This window comes from Bradyrhizobium sp. LCT2 (assembly GCF_009931255.1).
In the GTDB taxonomy this organism is placed as follows: Bacteria; Pseudomonadota; Alphaproteobacteria; order Rhizobiales; family Xanthobacteraceae; genus Bradyrhizobium; species Bradyrhizobium diazoefficiens.
In genome coordinates this window covers 2330295-2356896 of record NZ_CP034432.1, presented here as the reverse complement: position 1 = coordinate 2356896, position 26602 = coordinate 2330295, and the positions used below count along the sequence as shown (strand labels likewise).

The 26602-nt window shown below is 60.0% G+C and carries 18 protein-coding genes and 5 pseudogenes; 9 read left to right on the top strand and 14 right to left on the bottom strand.

Annotation, left to right across the window (positions count from 1 at the left end; genetic code table 11):
- Positions 1 to 35 precede the first annotated feature (35 nt).
- The 4 genes and pseudogenes from EI171_RS45560 to EI171_RS11655 form a co-directional block, all read right to left on the bottom strand.
- On the bottom strand, positions 36 to 245 hold the full coding sequence (locus tag EI171_RS45560; RefSeq protein ID WP_246740510.1) for a hypothetical protein: 210 nt from the start codon (positions 243 to 245) through the stop codon (positions 36 to 38).
- A 70-nt stretch (positions 246 to 315) separates the two neighbouring features.
- Positions 316 to 1662, bottom strand: coding sequence for an IS5 family transposase (locus EI171_RS11665; RefSeq protein WP_161533398.1), 1347 nt, complete (start codon positions 1660 to 1662; stop codon positions 316 to 318).
- Between the two features lie 250 nt (positions 1663 to 1912).
- Positions 1913 to 2578, bottom strand: a complete 666-nt coding sequence (locus EI171_RS11660; RefSeq protein ID WP_246740509.1) for a reverse transcriptase domain-containing protein — start codon at positions 2576 to 2578, stop codon at positions 1913 to 1915.
- An 874-nt stretch (positions 2579 to 3452) separates the two neighbouring features.
- Positions 3453 to 3686: pseudogene (locus EI171_RS11655) on the bottom strand (TlpA family protein disulfide reductase); the annotation flags it as partial.
- Positions 3687 to 3852: 166 nt separating this feature from the next.
- On the opposite strand from EI171_RS11655, the gene EI171_RS11650 reads away from it, so the two are divergent.
- Complete coding sequence (locus EI171_RS11650) at positions 3853 to 4878, top strand: IS110 family transposase (RefSeq protein WP_161533396.1); 1026 nt, start codon at positions 3853 to 3855, stop codon at positions 4876 to 4878.
- A gap of 254 nt (positions 4879 to 5132) precedes the next feature.
- On the opposite strand, the pseudogene EI171_RS11645 reads toward EI171_RS11650, so the two are convergent.
- Positions 5133 to 5275 (bottom strand): annotated as a pseudogene (locus tag EI171_RS11645) (IS630 family transposase); the annotation flags it as partial.
- A gap of 1203 nt (positions 5276 to 6478) precedes the next feature.
- Here EI171_RS11645 and EI171_RS11640 point away from each other — a divergent pair.
- Positions 6479 to 7678, top strand: coding sequence for an MFS transporter (locus EI171_RS11640; RefSeq protein WP_161533395.1), 1200 nt, complete (start codon positions 6479 to 6481; stop codon positions 7676 to 7678).
- Positions 7679 to 9115: 1437 nt separating this feature from the next.
- On the opposite strand, the gene istB is transcribed toward EI171_RS11640, so the two are convergent.
- The 6 genes and pseudogenes from istB to EI171_RS11615 form a co-directional block, all read right to left on the bottom strand.
- Positions 9116 to 9883, bottom strand: coding sequence for an IS21-like element IS1631 family helper ATPase IstB (istB, locus tag EI171_RS11635; protein WP_038952109.1), 768 nt, complete (start codon positions 9881 to 9883; stop codon positions 9116 to 9118).
- A 4-nt stretch (positions 9884 to 9887) separates the two neighbouring features.
- Positions 9888 to 11645, bottom strand: a complete 1758-nt coding sequence (istA, locus tag EI171_RS11630; protein WP_161532270.1) for an IS21 family transposase — start codon at positions 11643 to 11645, stop codon at positions 9888 to 9890.
- A 775-nt stretch (positions 11646 to 12420) separates the two neighbouring features.
- Positions 12421 to 12627: a cold-shock protein gene (locus EI171_RS11625; protein WP_161533394.1), complete on the bottom strand. Its 207-nt coding sequence runs from the start codon at positions 12625 to 12627 to the stop codon at positions 12421 to 12423.
- Positions 12628 to 13029: 402 nt separating this feature from the next.
- Complete coding sequence (locus tag EI171_RS11620) at positions 13030 to 14100, bottom strand: IS3 family transposase (RefSeq protein ID WP_246740377.1); 1071 nt, start codon at positions 14098 to 14100, stop codon at positions 13030 to 13032.
- Positions 14067 to 14219: pseudogene (locus tag EI171_RS45555) on the bottom strand (transposase); the annotation flags it as partial. The pseudogene EI171_RS45555 and the gene EI171_RS11620, both read right to left, overlap by 34 nt.
- Positions 14220 to 14651: 432 nt before the next feature.
- Positions 14652 to 16778, bottom strand: coding sequence for a prolyl oligopeptidase family protein (locus EI171_RS11615; protein ID WP_161533393.1), 2127 nt, complete (start codon positions 16776 to 16778; stop codon positions 14652 to 14654).
- Positions 16779 to 17388: 610 nt separating this feature from the next.
- Here EI171_RS11615 and EI171_RS11610 point away from each other — a divergent pair.
- The 6 genes and pseudogenes from EI171_RS11610 (at position 17389) to EI171_RS11585 (ending at position 24465) form a co-directional block, all read left to right on the top strand.
- Positions 17389 to 17814, top strand: a complete 426-nt coding sequence (locus EI171_RS11610; protein WP_371740506.1) for an avidin/streptavidin family protein — start codon at positions 17389 to 17391, stop codon at positions 17812 to 17814.
- A gap of 644 nt (positions 17815 to 18458) precedes the next feature.
- On the top strand, positions 18459 to 18950 hold the full coding sequence (locus EI171_RS11605) for a hypothetical protein (protein ID WP_161533391.1): 492 nt from the start codon (positions 18459 to 18461) through the stop codon (positions 18948 to 18950).
- Between the two features lie 2113 nt (positions 18951 to 21063).
- Positions 21064 to 21689: pseudogene (locus EI171_RS11600) on the top strand (CoA pyrophosphatase).
- A gap of 377 nt (positions 21690 to 22066) precedes the next feature.
- The gene (locus tag EI171_RS11595) at positions 22067 to 22438 is read left to right on the top strand and encodes a transposase (RefSeq protein ID WP_161533390.1); all 372 of its coding nucleotides are present in this window, start codon (positions 22067 to 22069) and stop codon (positions 22436 to 22438) included.
- On the top strand, positions 22435 to 22788 hold the full coding sequence (tnpB, locus tag EI171_RS11590; protein ID WP_011084591.1) for an IS66 family insertion sequence element accessory protein TnpB: 354 nt from the start codon (positions 22435 to 22437) through the stop codon (positions 22786 to 22788). The genes EI171_RS11595 and tnpB overlap by 4 nt, the downstream gene beginning before the upstream one ends.
- A gap of 72 nt (positions 22789 to 22860) precedes the next feature.
- On the top strand, positions 22861 to 24465 hold the full coding sequence (locus tag EI171_RS11585) for an IS66-like element ISBj7 family transposase (protein WP_161533277.1): 1605 nt from the start codon (positions 22861 to 22863) through the stop codon (positions 24463 to 24465).
- 111 nt (positions 24466 to 24576) lie between these two features.
- On the opposite strand, the pseudogene EI171_RS11580 reads toward EI171_RS11585, so the two are convergent.
- A pseudogene (locus EI171_RS11580) lies at positions 24577 to 24723 on the bottom strand (transposase); the annotation flags it as partial.
- 165 nt (positions 24724 to 24888) lie between these two features.
- On the opposite strand from EI171_RS11580, the gene EI171_RS11575 reads away from it, so the two are divergent.
- Complete coding sequence (locus tag EI171_RS11575; RefSeq protein ID WP_161533389.1) at positions 24889 to 25365, top strand: Lrp/AsnC family transcriptional regulator; 477 nt, start codon at positions 24889 to 24891, stop codon at positions 25363 to 25365.
- Positions 25366 to 25494: 129 nt separating this feature from the next.
- Here the strand turns inward: EI171_RS11575 and EI171_RS46415 are convergent, their stop codons facing one another.
- Both EI171_RS46415 and EI171_RS46410 read right to left on the bottom strand, forming a co-directional pair.
- The gene (locus tag EI171_RS46415) at positions 25495 to 26127 is read right to left on the bottom strand and encodes a trehalose-6-phosphate synthase (RefSeq protein ID WP_256380420.1); all 633 of its coding nucleotides are present in this window, start codon (positions 26125 to 26127) and stop codon (positions 25495 to 25497) included.
- Positions 26124 to 26519, bottom strand: a complete 396-nt coding sequence (locus EI171_RS46410; protein ID WP_256380419.1) for a trehalose-6-phosphate synthase — start codon at positions 26517 to 26519, stop codon at positions 26124 to 26126. The genes EI171_RS46415 and EI171_RS46410 overlap by 4 nt, the downstream gene beginning before the upstream one ends.
- Between the last annotated feature and the right edge of the window lie 83 nt (positions 26520 to 26602).

Genomic DNA, 26602 nt, shown 5'->3' with positions numbered 1-26602 from the left:
CGCCTTAGCTCCTCCTTGATTTCGCGGAGTTTGGTTCACAAGCGGTCGCTACGGGTCTTCCGTTGAAGCTGGAAGCGCCCTTGGCGTGATTTGCCGCAGATAAACGTGAACCCCATGAACGCAAAGGTTTCCGGCTTTCCGAGTCCGCGCTGCTTGCGTTGAGCCGCCGCATGGCGACCAAACTCAATCAGGCGGGTCTTGGCCGGGTGGAGCGTCAGCTCGAACTCCTCCAGTCTCGCGCGCATCGCGTCAGGAAACGACGTGCGTCATCCTCGCGCTCAAAGCCGACTACTACATCGTCCGCGTAGTCGATCGTTAATAAGCCGAATTGGGCTGAACTGGACAGTTGAGCGTTGGCCAGAGTGAGAGCAGGAAGAGGGACAAAAGGTCTCTGAGCCAAGCCAGGACACGGCGGAGGTTGTGGCCAACGGCCGAGAGGAGAACGTTAGCGGCATCTCCGGCGCGGCCTTTGAGATAGCAGCGGCCAAGGTGACCTTCGTTCTTCATGTGTCCGATGATGGGCTCGATGGCGGAACGGCGGCGTAGCTCGCGCTTGATGACGCCGAAGACGCCGCGCTTCTGGCCCGAGATGAAGACGCGGCGGGGATTTTGTGTGTCGTGGCCGCGATATCCCTTGTCGACATAGGCCCGTTCGATCGGGCAGCCGGTGAGGCTCTCGGTGCGCTCGATGACGTCGCGAAGGGTGTGACCGTCGTAGGGGTTGTCCGGCAGCGAGCAGGCGTGGAGCACGAACAAGCCGCCGGGAGCTCTTTGGTTGTTGGTGACGATGGATGCCTTCACGCCGAACTCATAGGGCGCGGCGGCCTTGCCCTTGCCGATGCACTCGACCTCCGGAGCATGGAAGGAATACAGCTTGAAGCCGCGCTGGCGCTGCTGCTGCGAGCGGATCTGGGTGGCTCGGCTCAGCGGCAGGGCGAATGCCTCCTCCAGTGCGGGCTGGCCCTCGGTCTTGCGGCGAATGTCGCGGATGATCCGGCCCAGCCGGCTGCGCAGAAGGCGCAGCTGTCGCTGATGCCGGTTGAATTGTTTGGCATGAGCGTAGCGGCCCGCCATCATTGCCGCGCTTTTGGCCACGCGAATATAGGATTGCCGGAGCCTGACCCCGTGCTTCCTCGCCAGGCGGTTCAACCCGCGGATCGCTGCATGCAGCAGCTTGGCGTCGGTCGGAAAGCTGATGGCCTTCGGTTGGACGGTCGTGTCGACCGTGACCCGCTTGAGGTCCTGGCTGCGCAACGCACCGCTCGCGTGCGCCACCCGAAGGCTCTCGGCCAACAACCGCTCCAGCTTGTCGCCGAGCCGCTTGCGCCAGTGGCTCAGGTCTGAGCGCTCATGCGGGAAAACGTGCTGGAAAAACTCTTCGCCGGTGAAGAACTGGAAGTACGGATCGTGGACCCAGCGCTCGCACACCCCTTCATCGGACAGGCCGTAGATGTGCTTGAGCAGCAGCAATCCGATCATGAATCGGGTCGCGATACCCGGCCTGCCGTTGTCGCTGTAGAGCGGCGCGATCTCGCCGTCGATCCAGTCCCAATCGACCCTGCCGGCGAGCAGAACCAGCTCGTGTCGCATGTTGATGATCTGGTCCAGCCGGGACCGGAACAGATCGTTCGAGCCTGTCGTCCTGTGCTTCTTTGGTCGCATCGGTGCCTCCGATGCAGCACAGAATCACGGTTCGCAGCGGCAGGGAAATCCAAAATCGAAATTGCAGGGTTTTGGGCTGTGAAGCCTCAATCCCCTGCAATCTCAAATGCCGCCGCAACCGGAAAACAGACTCCCAATCAAGTGCTTGGAGGCTTGTTCACGGACAACCCGCGTAACGCACGATGATCATGCCGCCGGAGACCTCGCGCTGTCGCCAGCGTTTGACCCACAGGTCGAGAGCGTAGTGCAGCTAGATGTTGCCGAGAAGCGGTGAAATCACCGAACCTTGACCCGTTCCCCTGTCATCAGCGGCTACGACGCCGTCTTCGAGAACACCCGCCTTCAGCCATTTCTGAATGAGGCGGATGATGCGCTTGTCGCCGATCCTATGTTCCAAGAAGCGAACCAGCCAAGGTTGACTGACTGCGCCAAAGAAGTTTTGGATGTCGGCGTCAATGATCCAGTTCACGTGCCGCGTCTCGATCGCTGTGCAGAGCGCGTCCAACGCATCATGTGGTCCTCTGCCGGGCCGAAACCCGTAGGAAAAGCCACAGAAGTCTCCTTCGTAGATGGCGTTGAGCACGATGACGGTGGCGCCCTGGACGATTTTGTCTTCGAGAGCCGCGATCGCTAACGGGCGCTGCTTGCCGTCTGCCTTTGGTATGTACGTCCGGCGAGACGGTTGCGGGCGATACGCTCCTCGTTGGACCCGTTTGTGCAGATCGGCGAGCCGGGGCTCGAGATCTTTCTCGTAGTCCTCCCACGTCATGCCATCCACTCCGGGAGCAGCCTTACGCCTGAGCGCAAAGAACGCCGCCCGCAGTGTATCGACATTGATGTGGTGAAAGAGCGCGGTGAACCGGTCCTTCTTCCTCAGCCTTGCGGCTGTCCGTACGCGGTCCAGCGACTGGGTCATGCGAGCACGGCCCTGTGTCCGGTGCATGCGCTGCTGTTCCGCGTTTCCCTTGGTCCCCGGCCTTGGCTCCGCCCACTCCGCCGCCAGTAATCCGGCTTTGTTCGTTGGCTTCTCAGCTACTATGCCAGAGTCAGACTTCTCCGTGTCGTGCATCAGCGGCTACAGCTCCTCGCCTTCCCGCTGCGGACCATCTCCTCCGAGAAGGAAGATGGCCGACCCGGAGATATCCCGGTTCCCGTACAAGGAGCTTCCATACATGCCAGGGTCTACGACCACGCCGGGTTGGACGGGTGCTCGCGCTTGCGCACTCGCCCATATTGCCTTCCGCTCTTTGGACAGCGTCGGCTCCCGAGATAACACTGTTTCGCGGCTCAATGGCTGGCCTGCATGCTCCCCTACCGACGCTTCGCCGACACCCTCGCGGACGCCTGCGCACGGCTCGGGGCCGATGTGGTTCGCTACACCTTCATCGCAATGGACTTCCACCATCTATTCCTTGCCGGTCTCCCGGCGCACCCAAAGTAGTGCTAGCTAGTCATCTGGAACGCAAGTTCGTCACATTATTGATAGCTCGAATCTCTTCAGAGAAGAGTGCTCCTGGCGAATGCAGGAGCGAGGCCGTGAAGGATCGGATGTGAGGCGCGACGCAATTGCGACCTTGCCCGCCTGGTCGATCAAGCCATGGTTACCGAGCCGTTCTCGTCGCGCAAGCCGCCGTACTTGGCGGTAAGGCTGCGGGTAGGGACGGCTCGGCCGCCGTTGGCCCGATAAAACCTGTTGAGCACAAACGTGGCGCGGACGGACCAGTGGCGGATCCAAACCGGGATCACGATGCGTGGTATCAGCTCTTGCGCGCCGTTTCGCCCCTTATGCGCTTGTCTCGGGCGATCCGCTGTGTCTCGGCGGCTTTAGCTTCATCGCTGGTGCGCCAGCTGCCGGTCAGAACTTTGGGTAGAACGTCATCGAGTTGCATCGTCAAACCGACAAAGGCGATGCGGCCGTCACGGTCGACGACGAACGGGGTGGGAATCCCGACACAACGGCTGGGATGTAACCAAAGCTTTTCCATTTCGCGTGTGAAGTCGACCCCGATCCGGCGATCTGATTGATCCATGACGCGGAAGTCGGCGTGAAGTGGACATTAGTGCGGCCGGCGAGCGAGCCACGCTTGATCTTGGGTGTCTTGTGGGTGGCTAGTTGATGGGGTGGACGCCCCCTCACGGCATCGCTGTGCCAAAGTGGTATCGTTGACTATCACTTGAACGGAGGCGTCTATGTCGGAAGTTAGCATAATCGGGTTGGATCTGGCGAAGAATGTGTTCCAGATGCACGGCGCGGATGGATCAGGAACGGTGCTCTTCCGCAAGAAGCTGCGCCGGGAGCAGGTGCTTAAATGTCTTGCCGCGCAGCCGACGTGCACGGTCGCCATGGAGGCCTGCGCCAGCAGCCACTACTGGGGGCGCGAGATCGGGAGATTAGGGCATGCGGTGCGACTCATTGCGCCAGACTATGTAAAGCCTTTCGTAAAGCGGCAGAAGAATGATGCCGCCGATGCGGAAGCAATCTGCGAAGCCGCCCAGCGGCCGACGATGCGTTTCGTGGCGGTGAAGAGCGAGGAGCAACAGGCCGCGGCCATTGTGTTTCGCGCCCGCGACCTCCTGGTGCGTCAGCGCACCCAAACCATCAATGCGCTCCGCGGCCATCTGACCGAATTTGGGGTGGTAGCGGCGCAAGGTCCCTCCCATGTTGCCAAACTCGTTTCCGTGATCATCAGCCATGATACCGACATTCCTGAGTTGGCTAGACCGATCCTACGGCTGCTCGTCGAGCTGTTGCGATCCCTGAACGAGAAGGTGGCGCTGCTCGACCGAGAGCTCGCCCGCCGCGCCAAGGAGGATGCCGAAGCGAAGCGGCTAATGACGATCCCAGGAATTGGGCCGATCACGGCTACGGCGCTCGTTGCCCTGGCGCCGACAGCCCAGGCCTTCAAGAGGGGACGCGACTTTGCGGCATGGCTGGGGCTTACCCCGCTGCAGCGCTCCACCGGAGGCAAGCAGAAGCTCGGCAAGACGTCACGAATGGGCGAACGAACCCTGCGACGACTGCTGATCATCGGCGCGAGCGCGGCCGTGCGCTGGGCAATGCGCAAAGGCTCGACAGCGGATTCTTGGCTTGCGCGCATGCTTGCCCTCAAGCCGCCCATGCTGGTGATCGTCGCCCTCGCTAACAAGATGGCGCGCATCGTCTGGGCATTGATGGCGAGAGGCGGAACCTATCGGGCTCCGGCTGCGGCGAAGTAGTTCCGCGGCAGGGACCGTGAGTGTGAGAAGGTCAACCGGAGAGTATGGCGCACGGTCACGAGACAGGAATGGGAAAACCAGATCATGGATACGCGCCTCGAGCACGCGAAGTTGAATTGGACCCGTTCCGCGAACTCCCATACGGGCCAGCGGCATGTGACAGCCGCAACAAAAGGCCGGACACATGTCAGCACCCGACCACGCTCCGCACTCTTCGAAAGATTCTTCTTGCACCAACGGGGGCGTCCACACATGTCCATGACGATATGGACAGCGAACCCCTCAGGGATTTGAGCGTCGATCTCTTTGAGTAACTTCAAGAACTCGACCGCCCGATGGCGCTTGTAGCATTTGCCAATGACAAAGCGGAAGCGACATCGAGCGCGGCAAACAGCGCGGGCAAGTTCATCTGAACACCTGGATCGGGTGCCGAACGAGCATCATGGTCACAAGTGGTATCATCACATCTCCAAGCAGCCAATGCCGCTTGAAGGGTTTTATGAAGAAACGATGTAGACTTTCCCGCAGCACCTGGTTGCAGGCGTCCCTGTTGTCGCGCCTGAAACCACCGACGTCTTGAACAAGACAGCCAGAGCCGCAACCACGTCCATAGCAGTGCTCAGTATGGCAGCGCTCAATAAAGAGAAGATCTTGCCGGCGTCCGCCAGAATGCTCTCACCATTTTTGAGCGGTGCGTTGGTGTGTGAGAACGTGCTAACGCTAGTCATGGCCCCGATGATGCGAACGCGACCGTAGCGATAAGATCGCGTCAGCGAGGGCAAAGATAGCTGAAGCGCGCAATCCGAGGTAGCGTGTTCAATGAGGAAGACAGCAGATAAGCGGCAGCATCGTGGCCTCGTCGTGTAGCGAAATGTGTAGCTGGCCATCAACTCACCGACGAACTCGCCGTAACTGCAACACTTCTATGAAAGCATGGGTTTCACATCGGCTGGAGAGCGGAGAAGACGGAAAGCTCCGTGGCCTGGCTAACCGTACACATGACTCCGGCGCCATCGAGCCCTGGGGCCTTATCGCCAATGCGGCGGGAACGATTAAGCCGTCAAGGGAAGTGGAGGATCGACTCCACGAGATCCGGACCGGATTGGAGGGCTCATCCGGCGTCCAATTTGTCTCGCCCTCTGAAAACGTCGCAGACGAGGTGGTGTCAGTCTTGAGAACCCTTCATGATCCGGACTACCTTGATGCACTTCAGCTCACGCCGCATCCACAAGAGCCAGAAATCACAGAGCTTGCCACAAGATATGCCGCGCACGGAAGGAGCCCCGGACGCCGGGACTCCCCGAGCCGACGGTGGGGTATATCGACCAAAGGCATGGAATAAGCTGAATTTCGAAACAACAAAGCCGGTTGGCGGGAAAAAACTCCTTGAAGGCGTGTATGATGCGGGGGTTGCTTACAGCAGAGCGGCGCTCGAACATCGCACAAGCTCGAGATCTGCAGAAAATCGGTGAGGTGGTGACGACGTGGCTGCTATACGGCCCACGTCCCCGCTACTCAGGTACGATCATCGCCAGCCTCTATCCTGAGTTGCATGGCGTGCTGCCTTGAACATATCACTACAACATGAACGAGCACCGTCATGACCTCATCCCCTCCTGACGCGCGAACGAAACTTGTCATTGCTGCTCTGACGATCGCTGCGTTCGCTATCGGCCTGGACACGTTTGTCATCATTGGAGCGCTCGATGTAATCTCGCGTGATTTTGCGATTTCAACCGGCGCGGCGGGTCGGCTGATCTCGATTTACGCGCTCTGCTACGCCGTCTTCGCGCCGCTGAATGCCTGGATGTTCAAGGCCATGAGCGGCCATAATGTTCAGATTCTGTCCGTTTCGATCTTCATCATCGGTAACCTGATCTGCGCGATCGCTCCGAACTTCCTAACCCTAGCTGCAGGCCGCGTCATTTCGGCCTACGGCGCGGCGATGTTCACCCCGTCGGCTACCGCACTGGCCGTGGAGCTCCTGCCGCCAGCCCGCAAAGGGTTCGCGTTGTCTCTCATCTTTGGCGGCATGACTGTTTCACAGGTTGCGGGCGTTCCTGCCACAAGCTGGATCGCAGATGCTATCGGCTGGCGCTTCTCATTCGGTTTCGTCGTCATTGCCGGGCTTCTCGCATTGATAATCTTCGCCCCGATGATGTCCGGAATAGCTACCAAGGCGCCGGAGCGCGGAGACGGCCCAATCTCGAAAGGCCTCTCCAAGACCATCTACGGTATCCTTTCCGTGACGCTATTCATCGTCGTTTCCGAGTTCATCGTTTACTCCTATGTGAGCGTCTTCATCATCGGTTCTCTGCTTGCCGGGGTGCCGCTGCTCTCAGCCGCACTCTTTGCCTACGGTTTCGGAGCCGTGACGGGAAACGCTGCGTGCGGCGTTCTGACCGACCGTTTTGGCCCGTATAAAGTTCTCATCGCGGTTGTAGGCGCACAACTCATCCTGCTCGTAGGTTTGGTTGCGTTCGGACAGCATGGCGCCCTCACCGTGCTCATCGCCTTCTTTTGGGGTAACGTGAGCTACATGTATCTGGTCCCGATCCACCACCGGCTTCTCGGTCTGGCCGGAGATAGGTCGAAGCTGGTGCTGGCAATGAACAGCTCGACCACCTTCGCGGGGATCGCCATTGGGGCTTTTCTCGGCGGCATCCTTGTCGAGACTAGCGGCGTCACGTCCCTGGCTGCGGCATCGATCCTAATTGGTCTTATCGGCATCGGGCTGGCTGTTGCCTTCATGCGTGATGCAGAACCTGAAGAAGCCGCAACTTCCGCATATCCGAAATGATATCGTCAACGATCGAGTTATTATCGTCCCAAAGTTAACAACGGTTGCGCACACCCGCGACAAGATTGTGAAGGAAATTGGAAGCCTCAAACGGCATTTCCGCAGCATGCTAAGCATTTGGATCGAAGCCGCACGCGTTCCGCGCGCGTACGAAACAACTAAGGGGCGGCCCCGGCGCCTGCAGGGCGATGCAGGTTCGCTTCAATCAATTGGAGGCGGAGATGGACGCCTTGAGGATGAACCGGTCTACGACCCGGCAGATATGGCGGCGGGCGGGGCGTTCGCGTCGCTCGGCTACGAGGGTGGCGTAGGGCTGGAGCACGGGTTCATGCGCAAGGAGGATGAGGCGCCCCATTTCCCAGCGACGAGAGGCCGAGCCGGAGGCGTCCGAGGGCGAGCCCGGCAGGGCCCTGCCCGACAAGCTGGTGGCGCAACTGGCCGCGCAGCGGACGGCGGCCGGCCGCTTAGGCGGCCCTGCTCTGTGCGTTTAAAAATTTCGACGCGCGCCGGAGCCGCCGCCTTCGGGAATGCCCGGCGCTCCACCTCGACCGGCAGTCCCACCCGAACCACCCTGGTTGTTGACGCGAGCGTAGCTGAACGTATCAGTTCCCCGCTTAAGCGATACGAATACGAGTGTCGCACCGGCACCGCCGTTGCCGCCACGCCCTCCTCGGCCCGCAGTGCCACCATCTCCTGCAAGCCCGGGTCCGTCGTGGCGATCAAACGGACCAGTTGCGCCTTCTTTTCCGTTTCTGGCATGGCCGCCATCACCACCTCGGACGCCTTGCCCGCCTGCGCCTCCATCGATTCCGCGCACGAGCACGGCGAGATTCAGAATCCCAGGCGGGGCAACAGGGAGGGCCGGGCTCCAATGGATTGTCGATCACACTCCCGACGATCTATGTGATTGCGGAAAAACTGCTTGATGACCCGGATGACCATGAAACGCCTGCCCGCCGTCGGCGTCCTCCAACCCGAATGGAAGCACCGTAGGTCCGGCGCCGCGGCACGCCCGGTAACGTTCCGCCAGCGCTGATGTGATCTCGCGCTTTGCGCGCATGCTGATCTTTCCTGCCGATTCGGCAGCTCCGCCCCAGGCACGACAGGGAAGTTGTCCGGTAACATTTTTAGTGAGGCGATGCGGGAGGCAGTTCCGGATAGCGTTTGACACGTTCGGCGGAACGATCTGCCGTGAACCATTCAGCAAGGGGCGATGAAGAGCCGGCCCGTCAAGCTACGTCCCTTCCCTATGATGCCTCGCACGCACAGCACAGTGACATGGGCTACATCGGATCACAGCGTTATCTAGCGATGGATTACGCAGGCACTTTCGCCGGCCGAAAAATTGATAATCATTCCGAACCCCGCGGGTCACTTCAAATTCCTCCGGGTGTGGTCAGTCAAATTCCTCCACCCGCGAGGCAGGACAAGGGACTGTTAGTTTGAGTTTGTTTCCCGGGCAAGAGCTTCAGCGGCTTCTTTGAGCCGATAGCTGCGTCCGTCGAACTCAAGCAGATGGCAATGATGCATAAGGCGATCGAGGATCGTCGTGCTCATAGTGTTGTCCCCAAGGTATGCCCCCCAATCCTGCACGACGCGATTGGAGGTGACGATGACGCTGCGGCGCAGTTTGTAGCGCTGATGGATCAGGGTCTGCAGCAAAGTGCCGGCGTCGTCGGGGATGGCGCGTGCGAGGAATAGATCGTCCAGCACGAGGAGATCGCAGTCGATGATGGTTCGCAGCCGGACCTCGCGTTGTGCCGGAGAGTTCAGGGCGTAGCGGTGGAAGAAGTCGTCGGTCTCAAGATACTGGACCTTGTGGCTTTGCAGGATCGCCTGATAGGCAATCGCCTTGGCGATGTGCGACTTCCCGGTGCCAGGTTTGCCGACAAGCAGAGCGTTCTCGCCAGCGGCAATGAACGCCAGGGTGTGGAGCTGGAAGCAGGTCTGACGTGGCAGTTTGGGATTGAAGGACCAGTCGAACTCGGCGAGCGTCAGCTTTTCGTCGAGCCCGGATTGCTGGTATCGCCGCTCGATAAGACGGGACTGACGACGGTCCAGTTCATCCTGCAGGATAAGGGAGAAGGTCTCGAGGAAGGGCTGGTTGGCGCCCTGCGCCTGGAGCACGCGCGTCTGCAGCGTGTCGCGGACACCCGACAGGCGCAGCTGTCGTAGGCAACGCTCAATTTCCGGCATGGTCATCATGTGGCTAGGTCTCCAGTTTAAGGTGAGAAGGTGCAGCGGGAGCGCTCGTGGCGCCGGAGCTGGCCGGGGTTGCGCAGGCGACACGAGCGCGGATTGCCGTGGCGTGATCGTCGTGAGCCTCGGCCTGCCGACCATTATCGTCGGCGTCGCGCCGCACAGCGCGGCTGAAGAGGTCGCCGTATTCCGCGGGGGTACGGATCAGCGGATGATCCTGGGTGAGCGGCGATGCCGGCTGTGGCGTCACTCCAACCTGCTCAATCGCCTGTTCGAACAACCGCTCGACGGTCGCACGCACGTGCTTGTAGCGGTAGATGCGGTTGTCGATGGCGTGCGCGCAGGCCTGCTCGACCAGCCGCGCCGGATACTTCCGGCCCAGCCCGACAATGCCCCACATCGCGCGCTGTCCGGGGCGCCCCTCGGTGTCGAACACTTGCTGGCATAGCGCCCTGGTCTGCGGCCCGATGCGCTCGGCGCTCGCCAGCAGCACGGCGGTTTGCCGCGACGGATTGAACGGCCGTTCGCTGGTCGGCAGGACAACAGAACCGGGGTGCGTCATCCGGGAATGAACACGCAGCAGCGCACGGGTGTGGCGATCACGGATCTCGATCGTGGAGGCGTAGATCCGCACCACGACCTGACTGCCGATCGGCGCGGGCCGCGCGGCGTAATAGCTGTTGTCGACGCGTACGGTGGTGTCGTCGCAGACAGTCCGGACGACTTCGGTGAAGATGCGGAAGGGAGCGACAGGCAGCGGCCGCAGGTGCGGCTTCTCTTCCTGGAACATCGCCTCGACCTGACGGCGCGTGCTGCCGTGGATGCGCTTGGAGGCCCAATTCTCCTCCCAGTGCCTCAGGAACTCGTTCTGGGCTTCCAGTGTCTCGAAGCGCCGTCCGGCCAGCGCGGTGCCCTGGGTATGTTGAATCGCACTCTCGACGCAGCCTTTCCGATTGGGATCGGCCACCCGCGCGGGATCGGCGACCACGGCGTAATGAGCCAGCATCGCGCTGTAAATCGGGTTGAGCTCGGGCTCGTACAAATCCGGCTTGAGGACGCCTTCCTTCAGATTGTCGAGCACGACATAGCTGGGGACCCCGCCAAAATACCGGAACGCCTCTTCGTGGAGCTGCGCCCAGACGTGTTGGCTGGACTTCCAGACCACCCGCCGGAAGCTGCGCCGCGAGTAGCGCAGCGTCATCACAAACAGGCGGGGACGGCGGTACCGGCCGCTCCTGGGATCAATCGTCAGAGCGCCCTCGCCATAGTCGACCTGGGCCTCCTCGCCAGGCAGGAACTCAAGTCGATCAAACTGCTCGGGATCGCTGTGTCGCAACGTGCGCACAAACCGCTTGACGCTCTGATAGCTGGACGGAAAGCCAAATCGATCGACCAGGTCCTGGTAAATCGCCTGCGCATTCCGCTTCAGGCGGACCTGTTCTTCGATCCATGCCCGATGCGGTTCGCAGGCCGAGCGGGCCAGGCTGCAGGCGGCTGTCGCTTCCGACACCCCAAAAGCCGGTGGTCGGGGTGGGGGAATTTGGTCGTCCGCGCTCACCGTGCCGGTGGTCACTTCCCCGGGGGAATTTGCCTCCGCACCAGCCCGCAGCGCCCGGTAACGCCGGATCGTCTTGCGATCGACCCCCGTCAGCCTGTGGATCTCGCGCTGGCTGGCGTTGCGATCAAGTAATGTAAATACCGTGCTTTGCAGATGTCGCTTCAAGACGTTCAACTCCCCGGCCCCTTGCTGGCTAAAGGGGTCGAACATAAACGTCCTGCCTGACCGGCTACTGCTGTTCAGCGGCGCTGACGGCGATCATCAGGTGGGGGAGTTTCAAGTGACCATACCCGGGGGATTTTGACCGACCCACGGGGTTCCGAACCCATCAACAACCGCAAATTTGATCGATGCTGCGCAAGAACGATATCTTTCTTACCAAGGTCAAGCGACGCGCACCTCGGCGTGCGATAACAATCGAAGACACCCTTCATGCTGTACGTCGACTGGGTCCGCCTTTCCTGCGCCGTCTTCGCGGCCTCTGAGGGCGACTGCGGGAGGAATAATTGATTTTGCCGCATCCGTGACCGCTTGCGCAGCGACGTCGCCGGACGAGGGATCTATGATTGATCGAGGCAGCTCTCTTTGATCCGCGACGGCCTTTTCGAGCGCAAGAGGAATTGCCGCCCCTCTTCTGTAATTTCCCAGCCGAGAGCATCGGGAAGACACACTTCGCCGAAAAGATTTTAAGATCCGGCGCGCGGCGGCAGCCGCTTCATGCGTCGGCCCAGTCATGGCGCTGTTCATCAGGATCTCCACGGCCCGTCGGACTTCCGCAACGGAAGCCCGCCTGGCGGGGTCGCCGGCCAGCACTTTCAGGAAACGTCAGCTGGAAGACACGTGCCGTGCCTCCGAGGGCTGTGCGGTTTGCGAGACAGCCTCATGGCAGGAAGAGACGGTCAAACGCCCGGCGCGCCTGACAAGGCATCGCCGGACAGGTGCGAGAACACGCCTTGCAGAGATCAGTTTCCGGAGGCGAACCGGATCAGCCAACCCGGAGATCCTCAGCTGACATCTTGCCCGAACGCCCGGCCTTGAGCTGATAACTTACCCGGGCCCCCTCTTCGAGGGTGATGCAACCGGCCTTTTCGACGGCACTGATGTGCACAAAGACATCGGGACCTCCGTCCTCAGGCCTGATGAATCCAAAACCCTTGGTCGAATTGAACCACTTCACAATACCCATTGCCACGGCGGCATCTCCTTAGTGAACCCTTGTGATCTAGCGAAGAGTTTCCCGGCAATCAAGATGGGCGGCAAGAGTCGCCCGGCGTCGCTGCGCTGGTCACCTGCTCTTTTTTTGTCGGTGGCTCTGGCTACCGCCGCATTGTGCAAACGACAGAAAGCGCCCTCACGTCGACGACACTTCGCTTCGAGGCTTCAGGATCTGGATGACGTTTTGACCTTCGCTTCACTCGTCGCGCGCTATCTTACAGAAGTATTGCAGAGCCTCGAACACGCCGCGCTCATCCGGAGCCAAGCTAGAGCGGATGGGATTGATCGACGTTGAACAACAGGGCGGCCGTGAACTCCTTCGCGCGGCCTGGAGCAGGATCATCAATCCCTGCCATGCATTTGACCTTGCCCCCAAGTTTTATCCAGTCCTGAGTTCGCCCGTGCCGTTGGATTTGCCCGGTTGGGCGGTGGCAGCGACGGGGGCTGGCGCGGAGCCTTCGGCATAGCGCAGCGCCAGATCCCGGCGCGGGTGGCATGTCATCGCGAACTCGGACGGGGTTCTCCATCCGAGCTGCGAGTGTGGTCGTGTGTCGTTGTAATCGGCCCGCCAACATCCAAGTGTGACGCGGGCTTGTGCCAGTGACGTGAACAACGTCTCGTTCAACAGCTCATCCCGCAGCCGGCCGTTGAAGCTCTCGATGAAGGCGTTCTGCATGGGTTTGCCCGGCGCGATGTAGTGCCATTCGACACGGCTTTGGTCGGCCCACACCAGGATGGCGTTGCTGGTGAGTTCGCTGCCGTTGTCGCTGACCACCGTCCTGGGCTTGCCGCGCTCGATCATCAGCCGGTCCAGTTCCCGCGCCACGCGGACGCCGGAGAGCGAGGTGTCGGCCACCAGCGCCAGGCACTCACGGGTACAATCATCGACGACAGTCAGGATGCGGAAGCGGCGGCCGTCGGTCAGCTGATCCGACACAAAGTCGAGCGACCACCGGTCGTTCGGCGTCATCGGAACCAGCATTGGCGCCCTGGTCCCGATCGCCCGCTTGCGGCCACCACGGCGACGCACCGTCAGCTTCTCTTCCCGATAGAGCCGGAAGAGCTTTTTGTGGTTGATCAGATAGCCCTCCCGCCTGAGCAGAACATGCAGCCGCCGATAGCCGAAGCGGCGGCGCTCCTGGGCGATCGCCCTCATGCGCTGGCGAAGGCTGGCATCGTCAGCCTGGGTCGTCCGGTATCTCATGGTCATGCGGCAGCAGCCGATGGCTTTACACGCCCGCCGTTCACTCATCCCATGGGCATCCACCAGATGAGCGACAGCTTTCCGCTTCCCCGCGGGCGTCACCACTTCTTTCCCAGGAGATCCTTCAGCGCCGCATTGTCCAACATGGCGTCTGCCAGAAGCCGCTTCAGCTTCGTGTTCTCGTCCTCCAGCGACCGCAGTCGCTTGGCCTCCGAGACGTCCATCCCGCCGAACCTGGCCTTCCATTTGTAGATGCTGGCGTCGCTGACACCATGCTTGCGGCAGAGATCGGCGACCGGAACCCCGGCTTCGTGCTCCTTCAAAATCCCGATGATCTGTTCTTCCGTAAACCGCTTGCGCTTCATGCTCTGGTCCTCGTCTTGGGCCAGAACGAACTTCAAACTGGATTAAGCCCGAGGGGCAAGGTCACATTGAAGCTACGAGACTCAAGCACGAAGACAGTCGCAGGGCTGCACTTTAGCCGTACGCTTTTGGACGTCAGCCGCACGCCGGGCCATGTCGGACGAACAGGGGTCTGCCGAGACAATCCTCAGGCAAGCGCATCTTGCAACATACCGCCCCCTCCTCATGTTGCGTTTGGGAAGCCAGGAAACTCGCTCGCCACCGGTGGAGGCTGTTCAAACCGGTTAACTTGCGCATCTTACGAGCTTCATCGCGCCCGCCGGCGGCTCGTCAGCTCTCTCGCCTTGGGTTCGATGAATTCAGCTGAGCAACGTGAAGACGTTGAGATAACAATGGTCTCTATTTTATCTGCTTCGATCAGCCGTCCACAGAATTTACTCAGAACACAGCCGCTTCGATGCATAGGTGTATTCAAGGGCCAGTTGACGCGCATATTCCATGAGATTGGCCGCGGCGCTGTGTCCCCCATCGATGTTTTCGTAATAGAAGTAAGGCTGGCCCAGCGCGTCGAGCTTCGCGGCAGCCTTGCGGCCGTGCGCTGGATGCACGCGGTCGTCCTTGGTGGAGGTAAGAATTAAGGGAGCGGGATAGGTCTTGCCCGCCATCAGCTTCTGGTAGGGCGAGTAGCCTTCGATCCAGGCACGCTGCTCGGCAATCGCGGGGTCACCGTACTCGCCGATCCAGGAGGCGCCCGCGCCCAGTTTGGTGTATCGAAGCATGTCAAACAGCGGCACCTGGATGATCGCCGCGTTGAAGAGCTCGGGACGTTGGGTGATTGCGGCGCCAACGAGCAGGCCGCCCTGGCTGCCGCCAATCGCGCCTAGCCGGCGCGGACTTGTGATTTTCCGGCGGATCAGGTCCTCGGCAACGGCAATGAAATCATCCCAGGTCGTCTGCTTCGTTGCCGCCTGGGCCGCTTGATGCCATTGTGGGCCAAACTCGCCGCCCCCGCGCAGGTTCGCAACGACCCAGGCATTGCCCTGTTCGAGCCATAGCCGCCCCACCGGTCCCAGATAAGAGGGCAAAAGCGGAATCTGGAACCCGCCATAGCCATAGAGAAGTGTCGGGATTGTGCCGTCAAACCTTGCGTTCTTCGGCCGCACCAGAAAATAGGGAATTGACGTGCCATCACGCGAAGTGGCTTCGAGCTGCTCCACGACATGGTTGGACGCATCGAAGGCAGAAGGTGTCTTCTTCAATTCCTCGAGGTTTTTGCCTTCGGCATCAAAATACCAGACTGACGTTGGTCTGAGATAGCTCGAGACAGCGAACATGGCCTGGTCCGCTTCATCGGAGACGGTTGACAGGCTGACATTTGTATTTTCCGGCAGCGGGATCGGCGTCGCCGACCAAGCTCCCTGATCGTACTTACAAACGAACGCTCTGCTCTGAACGTTCTCGAGGATCGTCATGATCAACAAATTCTTTGTGGCGCCTACCCTGCTCAGGGCCTGGCGGGGCCCTGGTTGGAAAACAAGCGAGGCTTTGGCGCGCCGCGGGTCCTGTTTCCATTCAGCCAGGTCATAAGAAATCAGCGATCCGGCGGCGAAGCTGATATCGCCGGGCGGCGTCCATTCTTCATCAAGCTTCACAAGCAGGCGATCACCCACTATTCCGATCATCGCGGCCTTCTTCGGCAGATTGAGCTTGACGGGCCCATCGGGGCGGAAGACCACATACTCGGACTCGAAAGAGCTGATCCCGCGGGCCGCGCCGGTCGCATGAATATGACCCTCGCTGTCACGAAGCACGAAGGGCTGCGTCCCAACGTCGGTGGGCTCGCCACGAAAGATCTCGCGAGCCTCACTGAGCGGCTGAGCGCGTTTGAGCTCCTTCACGACAAAGGGGTAGCCGGCCTGTGTCAAAGTCCCCTCGCCCCAGTCCCGTGCAACAAGGAGTGTGTCACCATCGACCCAGCTCACGTGCTGCTTGTCCTCTGGGAGATAAAAGCCGTCCGCAACGAAGGTCTTGGCGTCGCAGTCGAACTCTCGTATGGACGCGGCATCCTTGCCGCCATCGGAAAGACTAATCAGGCAGAGACGCCCTTCAGGCGGAAGGCAGCTGCCACCTTGAAAAATCCAATTCCTGTTCTCGGTGACGGCCAAGGCGTCCACGTCGAGGATGGTCTCCCACTGTGGGTCTTGGCTACGATAGCTCTCGAGCGTGGTGCGCCGCCAGACGCCGCGCACCTGGTTCTCGTCTTGCCAGAAATTCTCCAAACCGCGCCGCTCCAATGAAACATATGGGATCCGATCCTTGGCCTGCAGGATGGAGAGCGCCTGTTCGTAGAAGTGCCGATAGCGAGGATCTGACTGTAGCACCCTGAGCGTCTTCTCGTTCTCGGCGCGAGCCCAAGCCAATGCGCCTTGTCCTTCGATGTCCTCGAGCCAGAGGAATGGATCATTCGTCGTTGCCAAGGTCGTTCGCTCCTGTGAAAGCGCCGTGGACGTGGCGCTGGCAGTCGAAGGCAACACCGCGGAGAAGAGTGGTGGTGTATTCATGGACTTTCTCCCGATGAGATCGCCGGGCACGCTCGCACGCCTGGCGCGTCAAGCAGCAGCGGCGGAAAGCACGCAACGTATGACATAGCGCAGCTTGCGCCATGTTGTGGACCACTCACTGCAAACAGCGTGCCGGCTAAAGAGCCGCAAGTTTCAGCTGCTCCGGCTGCAGCACCATGTCCGCTTCCCGACACTGGTTGCCAAGCAGACACCGACAGCGTGGGGAACGACCAAAAGCTCGCTGGTGTCGACGCCACTTGCAGAAGCTTTTGAGATGCGGTTCTGCAACGCGAAAGGCCTGTGGTACGAAGCTCGAACAATTACGCACCGACTTCATCGCCACTAGACGGTGCGGTGAAGTTGTGCCGTATCTCGCACCTCCTGAACCGCCTTTTGCCCACTTGAACGCCGCGCCGCCCATATCAACCATGCACTCATGTGCATCATGCCGTCGGCTGACGGGTAGGATTTGATGCGCGGGTAACGGCATCGGGGGCAAGAGAGAGTGCGAGGCGCCGCAATCCAACGCGACTTGGCGGATATGCGCCGGATTCCATTGACGAATGCGAGATAAGAGCCGCGCACGTCACCTCAAGTTGTACAAAATTACATGATCTTTAAGCGACTCTTTTGGGGCTTCGATATGAAGAGACTTCTGGGACTTTTGCTGCTCGTCCAATCCCTGTTGTTGTCCGCTGAGGCCATGGCCCAAGGGCTTTCTGCTCCCTCATACTGGAAAAATGAACGAGGTTCGGAACTGTATATTTGGTCCGCCAATAGCGGGACAATACAAGGGATTTTCACAAACCATGCTCAAGGATTTGCGTGCCAGGGCATCCCGTATCCTGCATCGGGATCCCTTAGCCCGACCGGCTTGTATTTTGTTGTTACTTTTTCCCAGTGCAATTCCTTTACCCGCTGGGTTGGAAAAATTAAGGGGTCTCAGATCCCAACGTCTTGGACGCTGCTCTACGTTGATAAGAAAGGTAAGCTTAGCAGGCTGAAGGGCGCGGATATATTCACGCGTATATGGTAGTTATCGATCTTCTCGCAATGCAGCTACTTAGATTTGAAATCGCTCTCGCGAGGTTTGCATCCCAAATGGCGCGACTTGCTGAGCCGCGCCGGCGCCCGGATTTCGGCCTATTCTCCGGCCTCATAGAACAGCTGGAGCGGCAGGCCGACCAGCGCCTTACCGATCCAGTTCCCGAGCAATAGCTTTCGGCAATTCCGTGGCGACGGTTGCAGACACTTGGCTAATACTTCGATTCGAAGCGCGCTACTCTGCGCTGGCTATCCCAGAGTTCTACAGGGTCGTCTTCGGAGAGATCCTCAGCGCGTGCCTTGGCGCCGTCCTCCGTGGCGCAAATTAGACCTATCGTCAGAAGATTTCGCCCTCGGATGCGAGGACAACCGCTCGAAATGTTTTCATCCGTCGGACTTACCACCTCTTTCCCGCCTTCATCTTCTCTGTTCAGAGCCCGTTGCTTTGCAGCGACAAACGAGGCGCGATCGGGTTGCGGAGACACCACCATCGATGCAGCACGGCAAAGACGGAGCGGTGCGTCAGGCACGGATCTCACGAGACCATCAAGCTGCATTGAGAGCCGTGGTAGTACGTGAACAAGAATACGACATCGCGCACCCGCTATCTCCCAGGCTTTTCTCGAGATCATTTTCATGTCACCTATTCAGGCGATCAAAGATTGGTATGTGTCCCTGGACAAAGAACTTCAATCGGACATCGCGTACATGTTCGTATCTCTGACCCTCGGTGATCGCCAGGTTGTTCCCGCTGCCGCTGTTCGAAGGCTGCTGCAATGGTTTGACGTGCGTAGTGCAGGCACGGAACACGAGGATGCTTTAGCTGCCGTCACGTTTCGGGCCTCATTCGAATACCTGTTTGCCGACCGCTTCACGAGCGCTGGCTGGATTTTTCCGGAGCAGATGTTCAAGGACGTGATCCGCGAGGCTGCTGAAGGTAAAGAGGCAAGCAAGATTGCAACGAGCGCATTCCGGCTACTGCGGGACCTTCCGGACCGGAAAACGAAATGGAAAGAGGCAGGTAACAAGTGGAATGCCCTAATCAACTCGACACTCAACGATGATGCGCTGAGGCAGTGGACACAAGATCAGTTCCTGGCGAGCGACTTCGGGCTGACGCAAGACTGAAAAAGCTCCTGCCCCATCACCTCCCGCCATCCTCGCGACGCTGCGCGTGCCAGCTCTGTCCGCGCTTTGCGCGAGGCGCCGGCATGACGCTGCTTGCAGGTCGATAACTGCAAGGTGCGGTTGACGCAATTGAGGGGGCTTGTTGACGACCAACGGAGCCGCAATCACTGAAGACAAGACGGCCAATCATTGAAGCTCGCCTGAACGGAAGCACGTAGAGCAATCCGTCCGATGGCTCGGGGGCTCGAGAGACCAGAACAGGCAGTGCCGCAGAGCCAGCCGTCCCATGCATGAAACCAACAACTAACGTCCGCCATCGCAGACCGTGGCTATGATCATGCGGACTCGTGCTATGCCTCGGAGTTTCGCTGGCATGGCCCTGAAGACGGTTAAAGCCATTATGGCGGTAATTATGGAAATGGATACGATCACGCCATGCGCTCTGCTCTTGCGCCGCTGTAAACGTTCGAAGCGGGGCAAATGCCCTACTTTGAGTGCGCCTGTCCCAACCGAGAACAGTTCCTAGTCACACCTCCTGCTGAATTTACGTCGGTCCCGAGACAAGCGGCATGCGCGCGTAACTATCACGGGTCGAGGCGCATACTGCTCGTCGGCGCAACTACCTGCCACCTGACCACCTGTTCGCAAGTGGACCTTCGCTCACCATAAAGCCGATTGAGCAGAAAGACGGCAGGAGACAGCTGCTTTGCGCCGATAATCGCCCTGACTGTAATGCTAAAGTTGGGCCTGCTAATTACACAGGACCAACATGGTCAGAAGCATTCGCAATACTGTCATGGTAGGAACTTTCCTCGCAGTCACAGCCGGCAGCGCTAGCTGGGATTTCCTGAATACTTATTTCGCCTGCATCCTCGCGCTCGCCGCGTCATTCGGTGCTGGCCTTTGGTTCGAGCGCGCCTTTATCAAACGCGCTCATCGCGAGATGACGCGCCTTCACGGCGCGGATTGGCGCGTCGGAGACCGCTAATCTAGCTGGCTCGCGTTTACAAAAGGATCCGCCAACCGCTAAGGCAAACGAATGATAGTCGATCACATCAGCGCGAGCCTAGCCAGGCTCGAGGGGTCCATCCAGAATTGTTCGATTTGCCCGGTCTGCTGCGGGCCGTCCGCTTGTGATCTTGGCCATCACAGGGACGTGGCGCCCTTCTTTGCGAGGAGTGCGAAAGCTTCGGGATGGTGATCGCCACCAGGCCTGCAGCTCACAGCAGGAGGTGACGAACATCTCGAACGGCGCAATTTAGGGCGAACGATACCACGGAAGACCAACAAAGCCTGGCTGCGAGACATTCCTGGCTTGGAACAGGCGCCAGAATCTCACCTCGAAACGCACGAAATCCGCCTATGGACTTCTTCTATAAGCTAAAAAGGGATCGCCTCTTCATAAGATTCGGGACAACGGTACCGAGTGCTTCAGCATCATGCCGATAGCAGAAGGGGTCGATGCAATCCGCCGATTCCAACGCGTTGCTCACGATGCGATCGCCTACGCCAACGACGAGTACAAGGCAATCCCACACGAAACACACGGTTCGGCGTGAGGATGTTTGATGTCGTGGTAATCCAGAAAGTTTCGCCTTAAGAGCGCTGCCCCCGGTTGGCAAAGCTGGTTCAACAGATAGCTATTTGACTGAAGTATGCTCAGGAACCGATCCCGACCATGGAGCAAAGAAGACGACAAACGCCTTCTCAAGCTCGCTTCGAATCGTGAAACCGCAAAGCGGATTTCCATTCTACTCGAGAGAAGCGAAAATGCCGTCGCCCGACGGCTCAGTATATTGCGAGAGCGGTACGCAAAGTCGAAGGCGATGAGCACGCCGCGGAGTCCTACGCTGAGCAGCGATTGCGGACTAGGTCCGCGTCACTTAGCGCAACGCAAGACAAGACCGTGATTGCGTGTGAAAGGTCCGTCGATGCACCGATGAAGCGAGAGTCGCAGCCGCTGCTCAGGCTTACCATTCAAATTCGCTGCACTATTCCTGACGGTCATGCGAGAAATCGTTTGTTTTCAGCGCGCTCACGACGCGGTTCGCCGTCTCTCGGCAAGAACAAAAGATATCGAATTTGCGCTCTTGATTGGAAAGCGCAGTGCAATATGAAATCGTTCGACGATGTTACCAGACGGAATATCGCGGCGGCGTGCGCGAGCTTCAGGCGCCTGCCGCAGAGTGCAGGACCGAACCGACTCACGCGTACAGCGGTGGCAATCGTGCTGACCGCCTCTGGCGAGGGCCACGACATCGCCTTTCTCCTCACATTGCGCGCGTCAAGATTGCGCTCGCATCGCGGCCAGTGAGCTCTGCCCGGCGGACGCTGCGACGAAGGCAAGACGCCGGTCGAGGCGGCACGGCGAGAACTTGAGGAGGAGCTCGGGTTGGGGCTTGCGGGTGATGCAGTGCTCGGCATGCTCGACGATTATCCGACACGCTCCGGCTATCTGATCACGCCCGTTGTCGTATGGGTTGCTGATAGCGCCGCTATGGCGCCGAACCCGCATGAGGTCGCCTCCGTCCTCCACATTGCGCTTCATACAATCGAACGTGAGGACGCCTTCGACTTCGTCACCATTCCCGAAAGCGAGCGGCGCGTGATCCCCTTTCATCATCGGGGGAGCCTGATCTACGCCCGACAGCGGCCCTAATCTGTCAGTTCCGCGAGATTCTGGCTGGGAGCGCAACCCGCGTTAGCGATTTGGAACAACCGATCGTCGCCTGGGAGTAAAGGCACTTTGCGCTGACACTTGGCATGGCGGCTCTCCGATCGTGCCGCGCACAGTGTGCGCCCTTGAGCTTGCCGCAACCGAGCCGTCGAGAATGTGGCGAACGCCCGGGGCGATGAGGGCGCCGCTCGCAGCGTCGCGCAAGAGTTGACTGATCTCACCTACTCCGTTGCGCCGGCGTTCATCGTGGCTACTCATGGCCCTCGTCTTTCCCGGAGAGCCTCCCGTTCATTTGTTGAAAACATCCCTGAATCGTAAGCGGTGTGTCTCCCGCACCTTGTTCGGCGTGAGCTGATCGGCAACATGCGAGCCGTCATATACAGTAAGGTTCGCATATATGGTTGACCCTATAGTTGACGCTTCAGAGCCACGGGGCCGGGTGGATATCCAGGTCGGAGCGGGGCGTCGGCGGCGGTGGAGCGCCGCGGTCAAGGGGCGGATCGTGGCGGAGTCATATGCGCCGGGCACAGTTGTGTCCGAGGTGGCGCGCCGGCACGACCTCTCACCGCAACACCTGTTTGCTTGGCGCAAGGCCGCGCGTGCCGGTCTGCTGAGCTTGCCGGCGGAGGATGCACCGCTCTTCGTTCCGGTGGTGTCGGAGCTTCGCCCCGCTGGGATGTGCGTGGAAGCGGCAACGCGGAACGGGATGACGATCAGCATCGAGATTGGTGATGCGGTAGTTCGCGCAGCGGCGGGGGTCGATCCGGCCTGGCTGCGCGATGTGCTGCGGGCCGTGAGGGCGACGACATGATCGCGGCTTCGGCGGGCGTGAAGATCATGGTCGCGACGCGGCCGGTCGACTTTCGTAAAGGTGCCGATGGTCTCGCCGCGCTGGTGCGCGAGCAACTCCACCATGATCCGTTCGCGGGAACGATTTTCGTCTTCCGTTCAAAGCGAGCGGACCGTTTGAAGATTTTTGCCTGGGACGGGTCCGGGCTCGTGCTGCTGTGGAAGCGGCTGGAGCATAGCGCGTTCCGCTGGCCGCCGATCAGCGATGGCGTGATGCGTTTGTCTGCCTCACAGCTCGCCGCGCTGATGGACGGCCTGGATTGGTCGCGCCTGCATGCCCGCGACATTGGTCAGCCGAGCGCAACGTCGTGAACCCTGTGACCAATTGAATCATGTCGGCTGCAGTCTTCCACAAGGGCCCGCGAATCAGCTTGAGTACCGGGCGTGAGCGAGACCACGGATCAACTTCCGACCGATATCGAGGCGCTGCAGGCGCTGGTTGCGGCGGCACGTGCGGAGCGCGACGCGGCGATCGCAAAGTGCGACGCGGCGATCGTCGAACGCGATCAGGCGCTGTCGCAAATGGATCGCCTTCAGCATCTCTTGCGCCAGCTGCAACGCGCGCAGTTCGGTCGCCGCTCGGAGAAGCTCGACCCTGAGCAGTTGCAGCTGGCGATCGAGGACATCGAGCAGGCCATTGCCGGCGATGAAGCGGTCCAGGACAGGAAGGACACGGCAGGCGCACGCCAGCGTGCTGAACGGCGCCGCGCCAGCCGTGGTGCGCTTCCGGCCCATCTGCCGCATATCGACGTCACGATTGCCCCGGAGGATACCAACTGTCCGTGCTGCCACACGCCTCTGCATGTGATCGGTGAGGAGACCTCACGGCGGCTCGACGTCGTCCCGGCACAGTTCCGCGTGATCGTCACCCATCGTCCCAAATATGCCTGTCGGGCCTGCACGGATGGCGTGGTTCAGGCGCCGGCACCAGAGCGGCTGATCAAGGGCGGCTTGCCGACCGAGGCGATGGTCGCCCATGTTCTGGTCGCCAAATATGCCTGGCACCTGCCGCTGTATCGGCAGGCTCAGATGCTGCTGGCGCAGGGTATCGACATCAAGCGCTCGGTTTTGGCGTTCTGGGTGGGCTATGCAGGCGCAGAGCTTCGTCCGCTCTGGCTCAGGCTGCGCGAGATCATTTTGACCGCGAACAAGATCGCGGTGGACGAGACCACAGCGCCTGTGCTCGATCCCGGCCGCGGCCGCACCAAGAAAGGCTTCTTCTGGGCGATCGCGCGCGACGATCGGCCGTGGGGCGGGGCCGATCCGCCGGCAGTGGCCTACACTTATGCGCCTGGTCGCGGCGCCGTCCACGCGCTCAAGCTGCTCGACGGTTATCGCGGCATCGTGCAATGCGACGGCTACACCGTCTACAAGACCATTGCCGACACCGCGCCTGACGCGGCGATCACGCTCGCCTTCTGCTGGGCTCATCTGCGGCGGCGCTTCTTCGACGTTGTCCAGGACGGTCCTGCTCCGATCGCGAGCGAAGCGCTCGAGCGTATTGCCGCTCTCTATGCGATCGAGAAGACGATCAGGGGCCGCAGCGCCGATGAGCGTCGTGCCATCCGCCAGGAGCGCAGCAAGCCGCTGGTGCTGGCGCTCAAGGCCTGGTTCGAGCAGCAACTCACCCGCGTCTCGGGCAAAGCGACAATCGCCGAGCACATCCGTTACGCCTTGAACCACTGGGTTGGCCTGATGCGCTTCCTTGACGACGGCCGCATCGAGCTCGACACAAATATTGTCGAGCGAAGCATCCGTCCTCTTATCCTCAACCGCAAGAACGCACTGTTCGCGGGGCATGATGAGGGCGCGGAGAACTGGGCCTGCATCGCTTCGCTGATTGAGACCTGCAAGCTCTGCGGCGTGGAGCCGCAGGCCTATCTGACCGACGTCCTCACCAGACTCGTCAACCTCTGGCCGGCCTCGCGTCTGGACGAACTCATGCCCTGGGCGTGGAGCGCCGAGCAAGCTAAAAGCCTCGCCGCTTGATGAACTCGCTTCCTGGATCGCGACCGCTCCAGCCGGCCTCGTCGCCGCCGGCTCCGTGTGTTCCGACAACGTCAACAACCCGTCGCGCACGGCCTTGCGCCAGGTCGACAAATGCTGCGGCGATAGACCGTGGCGCCGCGCGACGTCCGAGACGATCGCGCCGGGAACAAAGGATTCCGCGACGATCCGTCCCTTGACCTCGCCGCTCCAGCGCCGCCGAACCCGTAGTTCCGATGCGTCGACAACACGCCCGATCATATATGCAAACCGTCCTCTTCAAGACGGAACGCATATTGCCGGTCTGCTCAACAGCAACAAGGTGCGGGAGACACGCCGCTTACCCTGAATCTGGGATAGTCTTGGACGAATTCCTGCGCCGCGAGGCCATTTCGCGGTTAAATTCACCTCAGGTGGGTTCCGGTTATGCAGTACGATCGGATAGATGCCCGCATCCTCGAGATCGTGCAAAAAGACAACCGTCTCACGTCCGAAGCAGTCGGCGAGCTGGTCGGGCTTTCTGCCACAGCGTGTCAGCGGCGACTAAAGAGGCTCCGTTCTGAACGCATCATCGAGGCCGATATCTCGATAGTTTCGCCGAAGGCGGTAGGCAGACCTATTCAAATGCTTGTGCTTGTAAGTCTGGAGCGGGAACGTGCCGATATAATCGACAAATTCAAGAAGGCCGTTAGATCGTCAGTTGAAGTCGTCAACGGCTTCTACGTCACCGGCGATGCGGACTTTGTCCTTTACGTTACCGCCCGCACCATGGAGGATTATGAGGAGTTCACCCGGAAATTTTTCTATGTGAACCCTGACATAAAAGGCTTCAAGACGATGGTCGTGTTGGATCGTATAAAAGCGGGCTTTGCCGTACCAGTCGAGACTCCTTCGGAGGACTGACTACGGATTAAGGTTTTTCACACCGCGGATCGATGCGTTTACCCTTCTGCGCAAGCGCTTAATGACGCGCAGGCTCATCACTCTGAACACGTCTGAGACACTACCAAGAAGACACTACCGAAGCGCCGTTTACGGGTACGGAACGACGCGTTGGCTGCATTGTTCCCGTTCCGGTGTCACGACGCCGACATGCGCAGCGCGGTAGAGACGTGCGAGCGCAGCCTGGCTGAACGAATCGTTCTTGTAGTGGATCGGGCTCCACTCGTCTGTGCCATGCTCGGTATTGACCTGGTTGATAGCGGTCTGCACGTCGTCTCTATATTTTTGGTACTCTTCGACGTCGGCGCGTGAGGACGGGTCGATTTGCAACAGCGAGATGCTCTGCGGCTCCTTCGTTAAAAGCTGATTGAACGCTTCGACCCGTTTATCGATGCCTTTCGTGTAGTCGAGCCGGTCTACGCCGATGGCAAACTTGGCGCCTTGGAAGTTTTGCAATAGTGACGAGACTTTTTCTTGCTCTGCGGGAGAGAGGTCTTGCGCAAGATACTCTGCGAACTGCTCGGGATCGATACCGATTGGGAACTTTTGAAGTCGCGTCTGGCCACGTTCTGTGGTCACAATGCCATCCTTGCCCTCCAGCGCGAAATGGGTTCGAAGGCAGGCCAGGAAATTGTTCAGATCCCGGTTCGTCTGAAAGCCGAGGAGATCGTACTTCAGCATCGATTTCATCAGTTCGCGATGGTTGGGTACGCACTCTATCATGTCGGGTGTGGGCCACGGCGTATGGAGGAAAAGCCGGTTGGCCGCTCAATGCCCAGGTCATGCAGATCGGCCCCAAGCGGGAGTAGATGATAATCATGCACCCAGAATGCGTCCCGATCTCGTACGTCGAAAGCCGCGCGCGCGATGAAGTCGTTGATCCTTCGATAGCTGCCATAATCCTCGTCCGAGACCGACATCCGGTCCGGCAGGGAGTGCAATGCTGGCCACAGCGTTGAATTCGAATAACCCCGAAAGTAGCCAGGATTGTCCGCGACCGGCAGATCGAGCCTGGCGACGTGGCCTGCACCAGTCGGCACCAGTGGCAGGGGCCGATCGATCCCGTCGCCGCGGGTCTCCGAAGAGCCTATCCAAACCGCGCCGGAACGTTCCACCACCGGCTCGAGGGCCGCGGCGAGCCCGCCGGTCTGGGTTTATTGGGGTCGAAGGGTGCAACGCGGTTCGAAATGACGACAAG